The organism is Stenotrophomonas sp. AS012628 (genome assembly GCF_010608305.1).
GTDB lineage: Bacteria > Pseudomonadota > Gammaproteobacteria > Xanthomonadales > Xanthomonadaceae > Stenotrophomonas > Stenotrophomonas geniculata.
Genome location: NZ_VMBJ01000038.1, coordinates 1 through 12,098, shown reverse-complemented (window position 1 = coordinate 12,098; position 12,098 = coordinate 1). Strand labels below are relative to the sequence as shown.

The 12,098-nt window shown below is 67.0% G+C and carries 16 protein-coding genes and 1 other RNA gene; 5 read left to right on the top strand and 12 right to left on the bottom strand.

All coding sequences use genetic code 11. The annotated features are described in order from the left end of the window. Positions 1 to 37: 37 nt before the first annotated feature. Complete coding sequence (locus G5A07_RS15780) at positions 38 to 910, bottom strand: ion transporter (RefSeq protein ID WP_054172451.1); 873 nt, start codon at positions 908 to 910, stop codon at positions 38 to 40. 63 nt (positions 911 to 973) lie between these two features. On the opposite strand from G5A07_RS15780, the gene G5A07_RS15775 reads away from it, so the two are divergent. Then, on the top strand, positions 974 to 2,200 hold the full coding sequence (locus G5A07_RS15775) for an acetylornithine transaminase (RefSeq protein WP_010484016.1): 1,227 nt from the start codon (positions 974 to 976) through the stop codon (positions 2,198 to 2,200). A 93-nt stretch (positions 2,201 to 2,293) separates the two neighbouring features. Here G5A07_RS15775 and G5A07_RS15770 read toward each other — a convergent pair whose 3' ends face one another. Further along, the gene (locus G5A07_RS15770; protein WP_191863591.1) at positions 2,294 to 2,896 is read right to left on the bottom strand and encodes an HAD-IA family hydrolase; all 603 of its coding nucleotides are present in this window, start codon (positions 2,894 to 2,896) and stop codon (positions 2,294 to 2,296) included. Positions 2,897 to 3,019: 123 nt separating this feature from the next. On the opposite strand from G5A07_RS15770, the gene azu reads away from it, so the two are divergent. Next, entirely contained in the window at positions 3,020 to 3,469 is a 450-nt protein-coding gene (azu, locus tag G5A07_RS15765) for an azurin (RefSeq protein WP_043400276.1), read from the top strand. A gap of 70 nt (positions 3,470 to 3,539) precedes the next feature. On the opposite strand, the gene hemL is transcribed toward azu, so the two are convergent. Both hemL and thiE read right to left on the bottom strand, forming a co-directional pair. Then, a complete protein-coding gene (gene hemL / locus G5A07_RS15760; RefSeq protein WP_191863590.1) occupies positions 3,540 to 4,829 on the bottom strand; it encodes a glutamate-1-semialdehyde 2,1-aminomutase in 1,290 nt (429 codons plus the stop codon). An 18-nt stretch (positions 4,830 to 4,847) separates the two neighbouring features. Then, a complete protein-coding gene (gene thiE / locus G5A07_RS15755) occupies positions 4,848 to 5,474 on the bottom strand; it encodes a thiamine phosphate synthase (protein ID WP_049481626.1) in 627 nt (208 codons plus the stop codon). A 34-nt stretch (positions 5,475 to 5,508) separates the two neighbouring features. Between thiE and G5A07_RS15750 the strand changes: the two genes are divergently transcribed. Continuing rightward, a complete protein-coding gene (locus tag G5A07_RS15750) occupies positions 5,509 to 5,733 on the top strand; it encodes a rubredoxin (RefSeq protein ID WP_014038358.1) in 225 nt (74 codons plus the stop codon). Between the two features lie 78 nt (positions 5,734 to 5,811). Here G5A07_RS15750 and G5A07_RS15745 read toward each other — a convergent pair whose 3' ends face one another. From G5A07_RS15745 to G5A07_RS15710, 8 genes are all read right to left on the bottom strand, one after another. Then, positions 5,812 to 6,657: a SirB1 family protein gene (locus G5A07_RS15745; protein ID WP_010484022.1), complete on the bottom strand. Its 846-nt coding sequence runs from the start codon at positions 6,655 to 6,657 to the stop codon at positions 5,812 to 5,814. Between the two features lie 182 nt (positions 6,658 to 6,839). Then, positions 6,840 to 7,283, bottom strand: coding sequence for a DUF192 domain-containing protein (locus tag G5A07_RS15740; protein ID WP_010484023.1), 444 nt, complete (start codon positions 7,281 to 7,283; stop codon positions 6,840 to 6,842). A gap of 21 nt (positions 7,284 to 7,304) precedes the next feature. Then, entirely contained in the window at positions 7,305 to 7,952 is a 648-nt protein-coding gene (rpiA, locus tag G5A07_RS15735) for a ribose-5-phosphate isomerase RpiA (RefSeq protein WP_019338635.1), read from the bottom strand. Between the two features lie 22 nt (positions 7,953 to 7,974). Beyond that, positions 7,975 to 8,454 carry an EVE domain-containing protein gene (locus tag G5A07_RS15730; RefSeq protein WP_019338636.1) on the bottom strand — a complete coding sequence of 160 codons (480 nt, stop codon included), beginning with the start codon at positions 8,452 to 8,454 and terminating at the stop codon, positions 7,975 to 7,977. Continuing rightward, the gene (locus G5A07_RS15725) at positions 8,451 to 9,044 is read right to left on the bottom strand and encodes a 5-formyltetrahydrofolate cyclo-ligase (RefSeq protein WP_019338637.1); all 594 of its coding nucleotides are present in this window, start codon (positions 9,042 to 9,044) and stop codon (positions 8,451 to 8,453) included. Before G5A07_RS15725 ends, G5A07_RS15730 begins: the two co-directional genes overlap by 4 nt. 83 nt (positions 9,045 to 9,127) lie before the next feature. After that, a non-coding RNA gene (ssrS, locus tag G5A07_RS15720) (6S RNA) lies at positions 9,128 to 9,313 on the bottom strand. Positions 9,314 to 9,410: 97 nt separating this feature from the next. After that, positions 9,411 to 9,707, bottom strand: coding sequence for a cell division protein ZapA (locus G5A07_RS15715; protein WP_010484026.1), 297 nt, complete (start codon positions 9,705 to 9,707; stop codon positions 9,411 to 9,413). Then, complete coding sequence (locus tag G5A07_RS15710; protein WP_005410898.1) at positions 9,704 to 9,925, bottom strand: TIGR02449 family protein; 222 nt, start codon at positions 9,923 to 9,925, stop codon at positions 9,704 to 9,706. The genes G5A07_RS15715 and G5A07_RS15710 overlap by 4 nt, the downstream gene beginning before the upstream one ends. Before the next feature lie 153 nt (positions 9,926 to 10,078). Between G5A07_RS15710 and G5A07_RS15705 the strand changes: the two genes are divergently transcribed. Both G5A07_RS15705 and G5A07_RS15700 read left to right on the top strand, forming a co-directional pair. Continuing rightward, the gene (locus tag G5A07_RS15705) at positions 10,079 to 10,627 is read left to right on the top strand and encodes a YecA family protein (RefSeq protein ID WP_043400287.1); all 549 of its coding nucleotides are present in this window, start codon (positions 10,079 to 10,081) and stop codon (positions 10,625 to 10,627) included. 5 nt (positions 10,628 to 10,632) lie between these two features. Further along, positions 10,633 to 11,955, top strand: a complete 1,323-nt coding sequence (locus G5A07_RS15700) for an aminopeptidase P N-terminal domain-containing protein (RefSeq protein ID WP_191863602.1) — start codon at positions 10,633 to 10,635, stop codon at positions 11,953 to 11,955. Positions 11,956 to 12,098: the final 143 nt, after the last annotated feature.

Below are 12,098 nucleotides of genomic sequence, written 5' to 3'. Positions count from 1 at the left end.
CGCCCAAGGTAGTGCCGGCCGCTGGCCGGCATATGCCTCAATGGTTGAACGCATCCGGCAGCTTGCCACCGCACTTGCGGCAGTGCAGTGCATCCGGCTCATGGCCTTCCAGCCCACAGTCCGGGCAGCCACGCGCATCGCGGCGCGCGGCCTGTTCGGCTTCACGCATGGTGCTGGCCAGTTCGGCGGTGTAGATGCCGGTGGGCACGGCGATGATGCTGTAGCCGATCAGGATCAGTACCGAGGTGACGAAGCGGCCGAGCACGGTCTGCGGCACGATGTCACCGAAGCCGACCGTGGCCATGGTCACCACCGCCCAGTACATGCTGGCCGGGATATTGGTGAAGCCGTGTTCGGGACCCTCGATCACGTACATCAGCGCACCGGCGATGATGGTGATGGTGATCACCGTGAACAGGAACACCAGCACCTTGCGCCGGCTGCGCCACAGCGACGTCATCAACACGCCACTTTCCTCGATGTAGCGGGTCAGCTTGAGGATGCGGAATACGCGCAGGATGCGCAGTGCGCGCACCACCAGCAGGCTCTGCGCGCCGGGGATGAACATCGACAGGTAGGCGGGCAGGATCGACAGCAGGTCGATGATGCCCCAGATGCTCACCGCATACCGCAGCGGGCGCTTGACCACCGCCAGCCGCAGCAGGTACTCGGCGGTGAAGATGATGGTGAAGCCCCATTCCAGGATGTACAGGCCGGTGGACCATTCGGCGTGCAGGTGCTGCACGCTGTCGATCATCACCACCAGGATGCTGGCGACGATCGCCACCACCAGGATCAGGTCGAAATTGCGCGAAGGGCGGGTGTCGTGGCGGTAGATGATGTCGAACCACCGACGGCGCCAGCCGGTCTCGGTGGCGGGGTTCAGCTGGGGGGCGGAAAACGGTCGCATGGGCGCATTGTGCCGCAGGGGTTCCGGCGCGAGAATGGGGATTCCTGAATCCTGCCGACTGCCATGACCGCCGCTACCGATCCGCTGATCTCCCTTTCGCACTATTACCTGCCGGTCTACAAGCCCCGCCAGGTGGTACTGGAGCGAGGCCAGGGCGCCCGCGTGTGGGACAGCCAGGGCCGTGAGTTCATCGACCTGGCGGCCGGCATCGCTGTGTGCGGCCTGGGCCACAACGACCCGGACCTGGTGGCTGCGCTGGTCGAACAGGCCGGCAAGCTCTGGCATACCAGCAACGTGTTCTACAGCGCGCCGCCACTGCACCTGGCCGAGGAGCTGGTGAAGGCCAGCCGCTTCGCAGAGCGCGTGTTCCTGTGCAATTCCGGCGCCGAAGCCAATGAAGTGGCGATCAAGATGGTCCGCAAGTGGGCCTCCAGCCAGGGCCGCCCGGCCGACAAGCGGGTGATCATCACCTTCCGCGGCAGCTTCCACGGTCGCACCATGGGCGCAGTGACCGCGACTGCCCAGCCGAAGTACCAGGAAGGCTACGAGCCGCTGCCCGGTGGCTTCCGCTACATCGACTTCAACGATGAGGTGCAGCTGGAAACTGCGATGGCCGCCGGTGACGTGGCAGCGGTGATGCTGGAGCCGATCCAGGGCGAGGGCGGCGTGATGCCGGCCAAGTCCGGTTTCCTCAAGCGCGTGCGCGAGCTGTGCGACCAGCACAACGCGCTGCTGGTGCTGGATGAGATCCAGGCCGGCATGGGCCGCACCGGCACGCTGTTCGCGCACTGGCAGGACGACGTGGTGCCGGACATGGTCACCCTGGCCAAGGCGCTGGGTGGCGGCTTCCCGATCGGTGCGATGCTGGCCGGCCCGAAGGTGGCCGAAACCATGCAGTTCGGTGCGCACGGCACCACCTTCGGTGGCAACCCGTTGGCCGCTGCGGTCGCACGCGTTGCGCTGCGCAAGCTGGCCTCTGCGGAGATCGCCGCCAATGTCAGCCGCCAGTCGAAGGCGCTGCGCGATGGCTTTGCGCGCATCAACGAAGAATTCGGCGTGTTCAGCGACGTGCGTGGCCGTGGCCTGATGCTGGGCGCGGTGCTGAGCAAGGACTTTGCCGGCCAGGCCGGTGCGATCCTCGACCACGCCGCCGAGCAGGGCCTGCTGACCCTGCAGGCCGGCCCGGACGTGCTGCGCTTCGTGCCGTCGCTGAACATCACCGACGAAGAAGTGGCCGAAGGCCTCAAGCGCCTGCGCGCAGCGATTGCTGCGTTCATCGCCGCGCGCTGAAGCCTGCAGAGGCATCTGTAGAGCCGAGCCTACGCTCGGCTCATCGCGATGTCAGGCAACAGGAGCCGAGCATGGGCTCGGCTCTACAGCGCGTCATGCGATCCGATAGCGCTTCAACACCTTGCCCAATCCCCGGCCATCGCGCACGGTTTCCGCGTGCAGGCCGGCAGCGCGTGCGCCGCGCACATTGGCGAACAGGTCATCAATGAACAGCGTGTGCGAAGGCGCCACGCCGAGTACCTCAAGCGTGCGCAGGAAGACTTCCGGTGCGGGTTTGCGCAGGCCGAAACCGGCGCTGCAGAACACGCGCTCCCGCAGGGCCGGGAACAGTTCCGGCAGCAGGGTGGGCAAGGCCTGCTGCATCAGCGCGCCGTTGTTGGTCAGCACCGCCATCGGCAGCTGCAGGGCCTGCAGCCGCTGCAGCACGGCAGCCTGCGGATGGCTGGCGGCCCGCCGCGCCGCGGTCCATGCAGCCACATCGACAGTCGTGCCCAGACGCTCCCCCAGCTGCGTCAGATAGGCCGGGCCATCCAGCGTGCCATTGTCATGCGCCGCTTCCAGTCCGCTGTCATACAGCGCGGCCTGCACGGCCTGCGCCGGAACCTGCAGCGCCTGGGCCAGGTGCAGCACGCGTTGCGCGCGCTGGTACTGCACCAGCACGCCATCCACATCCAACAGCAACAGATCGATCCGCATCGGCCGAGCATGCCATTGCAGTGAACACGCGGGAAACCCTGGAGCAGCCATGCGACAGACGGTCGCAGACGCGGCCACAGGGGCCTGCCTAGAATGGCGCTTGAATCCGCAGGAGATGCAACGATGAAGGCTTGGAGGGTGGCAGTGGGACTGGGCGCGCTGATGCTGGCGCCGTCGGCGATGGCGCGGGTGTGTGCGGTGAGCATCGACAGCACCGACCAGATGAGCTTCAGCAGCCGCGAGATCAAGGTCGCCGCCGACTGCACCGCCGTGGACCTGACCCTGCGCCACACCGGCAAGCTGGCCACTACCGCGATGGGCCACAACTGGGTGCTGACCCGCACCGCCGACTATCAGCCGGTGGCGATGGCGGGCATGCGCATGACCCTGGCCGACAGCTACCTGCCGAAGGCCGACAAGCGCGTGCTGGCGCACACCAAGGTGATCGGCGGTGGTGAGACCACGCGTGTGCGTTTCTCTACCCAGGGCCTGCAGAAGGGCGGTGACTACACCTTCTTCTGCTCGTTCCCGGGCCACTTCGCGATGATGAAGGGCAAGTTCGTCTTCGGTTGAAAAAAGGGGACGGAGGGGATCAAGTCGTTTGTGTACAAACGACTTGATCCCCTCCGTCCCCTTTTTGCGATCAGCCCTTGGCGGCCTTGAACGCCACGCGTGCAGCGGCCAGCGTCGCTTCGATCACCGCATCGTCGTGTGCGCTGGACAGGAAGCCGGCCTCGTACGCAGACGGTGCCAGGAACACGCCCTGGTCCAGCATCGCGTGGAAGAAGCGGTTGAATGCCGGGATGTCACAGGCAGTGGCCTGCGCGTAGGTCTCCACCTTCTCGCTGGTGAAGAACAGCCCGAACATCGCGCCCACGCGGGTGGTGGTCACCGCCACGCCGGCGTCGGCAGCGGCGGCTTCCAGGCCTGCACACAGGCGTGCCGTGCGCTCGGCCAGGTCGGCGTGGAAGCCCGACTGCTGAATCAGTTCCAGCATCGCCAGGCCAGCGGCCATCGCCACCGGATTGCCGCTCAGCGTACCGGCCTGGTAGATCGGGCCGGCCGGGGCGATCTGCTGCATCAGCTCGCGGCGACCGCCGTAGGCGCCCACCGGCATGCCGCCGCCGATGATCTTGCCGAAGGTGGTCAGGTCCGGGGTGATGCCGTAGTGCGCCTGCGCACCGCCGAGGGCGACGCGGAAGCCGGTCATCACTTCGTCGAAGATCAGCAGCGCGCCATGCTTCGTGCACAGTTCGCGCAGGTGCTGCAGGTAGCCCTCGCGCGGCGGGATGCAGTTGGCGTTGCCGACCACCGGTTCGATGATCAGGCCGGCGATGTCGTCACCCTGCTGTTCGAACAGCGCGGTGGCGGCTTCGAAATCGTTGTAGGGCAGGGTCAGGGTCAGCTCGCTCAGGCCGGCCGGGACGCCTGGCGAGGTCGGCACGCCCAGGGTCAACATGCCACTGCCGGCCTTGACCAGGAACGAGTCGCCGTGGCCGTGGTAGCAGCCTTCGAACTTGACGATGCGGTTGCGGCCGGTGGCGCCACGCGCCAGCCGGATCGCCGACAGCGTGGCCTCGGTGCCGGAGTTGACCATGCGCACCATCTCGCACGACGGCACCAGGCAGGTGATGGTTTCGGCCATGGTCACTTCGGCCGCGCACGGCGCACCGAACGACAGCCCGTTGTCGATCGCCTTCTTCACCGCCTGGCGCACCGCCGGGTGGTTGTGGCCGACGATCATCGGGCCCCAGGAACCGACGTAGTCGATGTAGCGGTTGCCGTCGACGTCGTACAGGTAGGCGCCGTCGGCGCGTTCGACGAAGAACGGCTCGCCGCCGACCGACTTGAACGCGCGCACCGGCGAATTGACGCCGCCCGGCAGCAGCTGCTGGGCGCGGGAGAACAGGGCGTGGGACTGGTCGTGGTTCATGGGGGAATATCCTGGGCGTTACGCGAACTGGGCGAGGAAGGCGCGCTGGGTCGCGACCGGGTCTTCGGCGGCGAACACGCTGCTGACCACGGCGACCAGATCGGCGCCGGCGTCGATGATGGGACCGACATTGTCCGGCGTCAGGCCACCAATCGCCACCCGCGGCACGCCCAGTGCGGCGCTTTGCCGCAGCAGGTCGGTATGGGCGCGGCTGGTGGTGATCTTGGTGGTGGTCGGGAAGAACGCGCCGAAGGCCACGTAGCTGGCGCCGGCAGCCACGGCCTTCTCGGCATTGGCCAACTGGTCGTAGCAGGAGGCGCCGATGATGGCGTCGGGGCCGAGCAGGGCGCGCGCGCTGGGGATGTCACCGTCGGTGCCGCCCAGGTGCACGCCGGCCGCGCCCACGGCCTTGGCCAGCGCCGGGTCGTCGTTGATGATCAGCGGCACGCCGCGCTCCGCGCACAGCGCCTGCAGTGCGGTGGCCTGTTCCTGCCGCAGCGCGTCGTTGGCGGTCTTGTTGCGGTACTGCAGCCAGGTGGCGCCAGCGGCCAGCAGCGGCGCGGTAAGGGCCAGCAGGCGCGCGGTATCGGGCTCGTCCGGGGTGATCAGGTAGACGCCGCGGGGCGCCGGGGAAGCAGAAGTCATCGATGGCTACCGGTGCGTGGGCCGCGATGGGACAATGGCGGCCCGTGAATCCAGCCCTGATTATCCGATGAGCGATGCCACCCCCACCACCTTGCGCACCTGGATGTGCGTGGTCTGCGGCTTCCTTTACAGCGAAGCGGAAGGCTTGCCGGAGGAGGGCATCGCGCCGGGGACGCGCTGGGAGGACATCCCCGAGACCTGGACCTGCCCCGATTGCGGGGTGACCAAGGCCGATTTCGAGATGGTCGAAGTCGATTGACCGGTAGGGCCTGCAGGCCCTTCTGTGGGTGCGGACCGTTGGGGTGGGTGTGGACCGTTGGTCCACACACCGACTCCCTCAATGCAGCCGCGGCACCGGCCCGCCCAGGTCGATCAGCTTCTCACGCAGCCACTGCGCATCGCTGGCCTCGGGATTGCGCTTCAGGTACTGCCCCAGGTCGTGGCGGGCACCGGCCAGATATTCCAGCTGCAGATAGGCCAGGCCGCGATCCCGCAGCGCGTCGTCCTGCTCCGGGGCCAGCTTCAGCAGGCGATCGGCACTGCGTGCAGCGCGGTCCCACTCGCCGGCCTCGGCATACACGCCATGCAGGTTACGCAGCATGCGCATCAGGATCGCGCGCGCCGGCGCCGGGTCAAGGATCTGCGCCAGCACCTGGTCGTCCGGCATCTGCCCACCCAAGTGTGATTTGGCCCGCTCGCGCAGTTCGTCCACGTCCAACGGGCGGCCACCGTTGAACGGGTCCATCACCAGCACGCCGTCGTCCACCGGCAGGCGCACCAGGAAGTGGCCGGGGAAGGACACGCCATCGAGCGGAATGCCCAGCCGGCGCGCGACTTCCATCTGCACCAGCGCCAGTGAGATCGGGTTGCCCAGGCGCCGCTCGAATACCTGGTTGAGGTAGCTGTTGCGCGGGTCGTAGTACTCGTCGTGGTCGCCGCTGTAGCCCAGCTCGTCGAACAGGTGACGGTTGATCGCTGCCATCTTCAGCGGGCTGTTGTCGATGCTGTCCACTTCCGAGCGGAGGTGGTCGACATGGCTCTGGATCAACGCGTCGTAGGTGGACGGCTGCAAATCGGGGTATTCATCGCGCGCGATCAGCAGTGCGGTCGGCAACAGTGGCAGCGCCTCGTCTTCGAGGTCGGCCAGTGCATCCCAGTCGGGGAGAGAGATCCGGTCCTGCATGACCACAGACTGGCGACATTTGCAGGCGGTTTCAAGCGGTGCCGCGTGAAAAAGTCACGGCCTGGGGCGATGGGTTTCCGGTGGGTGTGGACCTTGGTCCACACCACAGCCAGCCAGCGCGCGGCAAGTCAGTGCCGACCAAGGTCGGCGCCTACCGCTCCTCCTCAACGCAGGGCGAGGATCTACTCGATGCCCGGGCCGAAGGTCAGCGCGGTGCCGTCCTTCAGCTTCAGCTTCTCGGCCTGGCCCGCATTGAGCTCCAGCACGTACCGGGCCGGGCCACCGCTGGGATACGGCGGGCACATGTCGCCGGCCGAGCACGGCGGAACGTCGCGCTGCTGGCTGACCAGCCTGCGCTCGCTGTCGAAGTACAGGATGTCCAGCGCGATCTTCGTGTTCTTCATCCAGTACGCCTGCATTTCCTCGCGGTCGTGGATGAACAGCATGCCGTGGTCGGCCGCCATCTGGTCGCGGAACATCAGCCCGCGCGCGCGGGTTTCATCGTTGGTGGCCAGCTCCACCTGGTAGCGGGCACCATCCAACTCGACCCAATGGCGGGCCGCGTCGGTGGCGCAGCCGGCCAGGGCCAGCAGCGGAAGCATCAGCAGCGAACGCAACAGCGACATCGTCAGGATCCTTCGAAAGGGTCAGAGCACGACCGGCGGCTCGCCGCCGACGATCACCACATCGGCGCGACGGCGCGCGAACAGGCCGACGCAGACCACGCCCGGCAGCTGGTTGAGCTCGCGCTCCAGCTTTTCCGGATCGGTGATCTGCAGGTTGTGGATGTCCAGGATCTGGTTGCCGTTGTCGGTGACCACGCCTTCGCGCCAGGTCGGCTGGCCGCCGGTCATGTCGCGGATCTGGCGGGCGACCAGGCTGCGCGCCATCGGGATCACTTCCACCGGCAGCGGGAATCTGCCCAGCACCGGCACCTGCTTGCTCGGGTCGACGATGCAGATGAAGCGCTCGCTGGCCTCGGCGATGATCTTCTCGCGGGTCAGCGCGGCACCGCCGCCCTTGATCAGGCACTTGTTGGCGTCGCACTCATCGGCGCCGTCCACGTACAGCGACAGGTTGCCGCTGTGGTTCAGCTCGATCACCTCGATGCCGTGCTGCTTCAGGCGCGCGGTGCTCTGCTCGGAGCTGGATACGGCGCCCTTGATGCGGTGCTGGATGCGGGCCAGGGCATCGATGAAATAGGCCACGGTGGAACCGGTGCCGACACCGACGATCATGCCGTCTTCTACGTACTCGATGGCTTTCTCGGCGGCCAGGCGCTTGGCTTCGGACATGGGAGAACTCTCAGGCAGGGAATCAGGATTTCTTTTCCAGCGACAGCAGCAGCTTCCACTGCGCGGCCGTCACCGGGAACACCGACAGGCGGTTGCCCTTGGCAACCAGCGGGAAGCCTTCGCCGAGCTCATCAGCGTGCAGCTTGATCTCGTCCAGCGCGATCACCTGCTTGAGCTTGCGGTCGAAGGCCACGTCCACCAGCATCCAGCGCGGGTTCTCGCGCGTGCTCTTGGGGTCGTGGTAGTCGGATTTCGGATCGAACTGGGTGTCGTCCGGGTAGGCCGTGCTGGCCACCGTGGCCAGGCCGACGATGCCCGGCACCTTGGTATTGGAGTGGTAGAACAGGATGCCGTCGCCCACCTGCATGCCATCGCGCATGAAGTTGCGCGCCTGGTAGTTGCGCACCCCGTTCCAGGGTTCGACCTTGACCTTGGCCAGGTCATCGATGGAGAAGGCGTCCGGTTCGGACTTCATCAGCCAGTAGCGCTTGCGGGCGGTCATGCGTTCACGGGGGCAGCGGAGGGGAACAGGGTGCCGTCTTCGGTGCAGATCGCATCCACCGGCACGTCCCACGACGCCACCGGCAAGGACTCGACCTGCTGCACCGCGAATGCAGCACCGACCAGCCAGGGCGGCGCCGGCCGATCGTGGCGGAAGGCGAAGCTGCGATCATACCAGCCGCCCCCCATGCCCAGCCGCCGGCACTGCGCGTCGAAACCCACCAGCGGGGTCACTACCAGCGCCATCTGCGCTGGTTCCAGGGTGTCTTCCACCGCCACGTCCGGTTCGGGAATGCCGTAGCGGTTGCTGGTCAGCGGCTGCCCCGGCCGCCACGGTGCGAAGCGCAGCACCTCACCGGCCAGCACCGGCAGGCAGTAGGTGAGGCCTTCGGGCAGTTGCAGCTGCCAGCGGTGCAGGGCGATTTCGCCATCCAGCGCCCAGTAGCCAGCCACGGCGCCTTCGCGCGGGGCGAACGGCAGCGCCAGCAGGGCATCGGCAAGGGATTCGGCGGCGGCGATGCGCTCAGCGGCGGAAAGGTCACGGCGGCGTTGCCGCAGGTCGTGGCGCAGGGCCTGGCGCGGGTCGGTCATGGCAGCGTGCGGCAAGGATCAGCCGTCATTGTGCCGCAAAGAACAAGGGCGACGCCCGAAGACGCCGCCCTTGCTGGAATATTGCATTCTCCGCAATGTCGATGCATGCGAAACGACCTTGAACCCGGGGGCTCAAGTGGGAACGCTGGAGAACCATCGGGCTTCCCGCTACAAGGCGGACCTGCACTCCCGGCGCTGTCGCGCTCCCGGTGTCGTTCTTAAGGGACAAGGCGAATGTTTGCACATGCCGTCGAGTACCGCAGAGAACGCGTGGCCATTATAGCCAGCACGCAGGATCTGGATAGGCCGTTCGTCGGCAACAGTCCGTGCCAATTCAGATATGAGAAGACGCGTTGTGCACGACCTTCAGGCGTTGCCGTCGATGGCGCGGTCCAGACGCCGGTTCAGGTCGGCCAGCGTCTGCTGCAGGGCCACCGCCTGGCGGGCGTTTTCGTCGCGCAGCAGCTGCAGTTCGTGGGCCAGGTTCAACGCGGCCAGCACGGCGACGCGATCGACCGCGGCCATGCGGTTGCTGCCGCGGATCTCGCGCATGCGCGCATCCAGCAGGCGCGCGGCGGCCATCAGGCTGTCGCGTTCATCGCCGCCGACGCCCACGGTGTATTCACGATCGAGGATGCGGACACTGACCGGTTCGGCGCTCATGTGTGCTGCTCCAGGGATTTGAGCCGGCTGATCATTGCTTCCACCCGCGAACGTGCCTGCTCATTCTTGGCCAGCAGCGTCGAGCGCTCGGCCACAAGCTGTTCCTGCTGGTGGCGCAGGCTGCGGTTCTCCTCGGCCAGGCGCTGGTTGCGTTCAAGCAACGCTTCCACGCGGGCGGCGAAGTCCTGCAGCTGGGCAAGGGGATCAGCGGGTTCCATACGGGCACGATAGGCAAGCCGGGTAAGGGCGGTCAAGCGTTGTCGCAGCAAGGCTGGACGGCTGCGGAGAGGATGCCGTCGGGTTGCTACACTACGGGGTCTCACGGGCGCGCGCGTGCGCGCCCCGGGTTTCCTTTCCGAACGAGCCGCACGATGACCGAACTTCCCTCCGTCGACGACGTTACCCGCGCCAGCCAGGAGCTGGGCCTGGGCGCCACCGCTGCCGAGCTGCACGGCGCGCTGTGTGGCTGGCTGGCCGCCGGCGGCGCCCCCGGCAACGACTGGCCGGCGCGCGTGCTGGCCGACGACAACCTGCCGCCGGTGGCCGCCGACAGCGTGCTGGGGCAGCTGCTGCAGGCCACCATCAAGCAGCTGGAAGACCGTGACTTCGCCTTCGAACTGCTGCTGACCGACAACGATGACGTGTCCGTGCAGGCCGATGCCATGTTCAGCTGGACCCGCTCGTTCCTGGGCGGCTTCGGTCTGGGCAGTGGTGGCAACCGGCCAGCCCTGTCCGAAGAGGGCGAGGAAGCGCTGACCGACATGGCCAGCCTGGCCCGCGCCTCCAGCGAGGATTTCGAGGCCGGCGGCGATGATGACGACGAAGCCCTGTCGGAGATCGAGGAATTCATCCGCGTGGCGGTGCTGCTGCTGCACGGTGACGTGGTGCTGGCCTCGCGCCATCGGCAGCGCCTGAACTGATGGACATCAAGCAGCGCACCGGCATCGCGGCCGGCGAATACAAGCGTCGCCGCCGCCAGCTGATGGACATGGCCGGCGAGGACGCGATCCTGGTACTGCCGGCCGCAGCCGAGAAGGTGCGCAGCCTCGACACCCATTACCCGTTCCGCCAGGATTCGGACTTCCAGTACCTGAGCGGTTTCCCGGAGCCGGAAGCGGTGCTGGTACTGATCCCGGGCCGCCGCCACGGCGAGGCCATCCTGTTCTGCCGCGAGCGCGATGCCGAGCGCGAAGCCTGGGACGGCAGCCGCGCCGGCCAGGAAGGCGCGGTATCGCAGTACGGTATGGACGATGCCTACCCGATCGACGATCTGGACGACATCCTGCCGGGCCTGCTGGAAGGCCGTTCGCGCGTCTACTACCACTTCGGCCGCGACGCGGATTTCGACCTGAAGCTGATCGGCTGGGTCAACCGCGTGCGTTCGCAGGTGCGCCACGGCGCGCAGCCCCCGCACGAGTTCCTGGAGTTGGGCCACCTGCTGCACGAGCAGCGCCTGTTCAAGTCGGGTGCGGAAGTCGCGTTGATGCACCACGCCGCGCAGATCAGCGTGCGTGCGCATCTGGCCGCGATGAAGGCGGCAAAGGCAGGGATCCACGAATACGAACTGCAGGCCGAGCTGGAACGCGTGTTCCGCGCCAACGATGCCGTGCCGGCCTATTGCAGCATTGTGGGTGCCGGCCGCAACGGTTGCATCCTGCATTACCGCGACAACAACGCGCGTTCGCGCGATGGTGAGCTGGTGCTGATCGATGCCGGTGCCGAATACCGCGGCTACGCCAGCGACATCACCCGCACCTTCCCGGTGAATGGCCGCTTCAGTGCCGAGCAGCGTGCGCTGCACGACCTGGTCGGCGATGCACAGGCCGCTGCGTTGGCCCAGGCCAAGCCGGGCGTGCCGTATGAGGCTGGCCACCTGGCGGCGGTACAGACCCTGACCGAAGGCCTGCTGCGGCTGGGCCTGTTGAAGGGCACGCTGGAAAAGAACCTGTCCGAGGGCCTGTACCAGCGTTTCTACCGGCACAAGACCGGGCACTGGATCGGATTGGACGTGCACGATGTAGGCGATTACCGCCTCGCAGGTGATTCACGCCTGCTGGAGCCGGGCATGGCGTTCACCATCGAGCCGGGGCTGTACATCGGCGTGGACGACACGACGGTGGAGCCGCGCTGGCGCGGCATCGGCATCCGTACCGAGGATGACGTGCTGATCACCGATGACGGCCATCGCGTGCTGACCGAAGGCCTGGCGCGCAGCGCCGACGAGATCGAAGCGGTGATGGCGGGGTAAGGGGGGGCGGCAGGGCTTGCAGCCCTGCACCCGCAGAGGCAACAGCAACAGCAACAGCGGGCTATCCGTGGGATGGCGGGGTGGTGTGGGTTGGCAGGACACGCCGTGAACCTGTGGTGGTCTAATCAACTTGGACACTCGAT

Excerpts from the sequence above, each read along its gene's own strand:
- G5A07_RS15725 (WP_019338637.1), bottom strand. The coding sequence starts at position 9,044 with ATGACCGACCCGCGCCAGGCCCTGCGCCACGACCTGCGGCAACGCCGC.
- G5A07_RS15715 (WP_010484026.1), bottom strand. The coding sequence starts at position 9,707 with ATGAGCGCCGAACCGGTCAGTGTCCGCATCCTCGATCGTGAATACACC.
- G5A07_RS15745 (WP_010484022.1), bottom strand. The coding sequence starts at position 6,657 with ATGCAGGACCGGATCTCTCTCCCCGACTGGGATGCACTGGCCGACCTC.
- azu (WP_043400276.1), top strand. The coding sequence starts at position 3,020 with ATGAAGGCTTGGAGGGTGGCAGTGGGACTGGGCGCGCTGATGCTGGCG.
- G5A07_RS15775 (WP_010484016.1), top strand. The coding sequence starts at position 974 with ATGACCGCCGCTACCGATCCGCTGATCTCCCTTTCGCACTATTACCTG.
- hemL (WP_191863590.1), bottom strand. The coding sequence starts at position 4,829 with ATGAACCACGACCAGTCCCACGCCCTGTTCTCCCGCGCCCAGCAGCTG.
- G5A07_RS15705 (WP_043400287.1), top strand. The coding sequence starts at position 10,079 with ATGACCGAACTTCCCTCCGTCGACGACGTTACCCGCGCCAGCCAGGAG.
- G5A07_RS15730 (WP_019338636.1), bottom strand. The coding sequence starts at position 8,454 with ATGACCGCCCGCAAGCGCTACTGGCTGATGAAGTCCGAACCGGACGCC.
- rpiA (WP_019338635.1), bottom strand. The coding sequence starts at position 7,952 with ATGTCCGAAGCCAAGCGCCTGGCCGCCGAGAAAGCCATCGAGTACGTA.
- thiE (WP_049481626.1), bottom strand. The coding sequence starts at position 5,474 with ATGACTTCTGCTTCCCCGGCGCCCCGCGGCGTCTACCTGATCACCCCG.
- G5A07_RS15750 (WP_014038358.1), top strand. The coding sequence starts at position 5,509 with ATGGCGGCCCGTGAATCCAGCCCTGATTATCCGATGAGCGATGCCACC.
- G5A07_RS15770 (WP_191863591.1), bottom strand. The coding sequence starts at position 2,896 with ATGCGGATCGATCTGTTGCTGTTGGATGTGGATGGCGTGCTGGTGCAG.
- G5A07_RS15710 (WP_005410898.1), bottom strand. The coding sequence starts at position 9,925 with ATGGAACCCGCTGATCCCCTTGCCCAGCTGCAGGACTTCGCCGCCCGC.
- G5A07_RS15780 (WP_054172451.1), bottom strand. The coding sequence starts at position 910 with ATGCGACCGTTTTCCGCCCCCCAGCTGAACCCCGCCACCGAGACCGGC.
- G5A07_RS15740 (WP_010484023.1), bottom strand. The coding sequence starts at position 7,283 with ATGTCGCTGTTGCGTTCGCTGCTGATGCTTCCGCTGCTGGCCCTGGCC.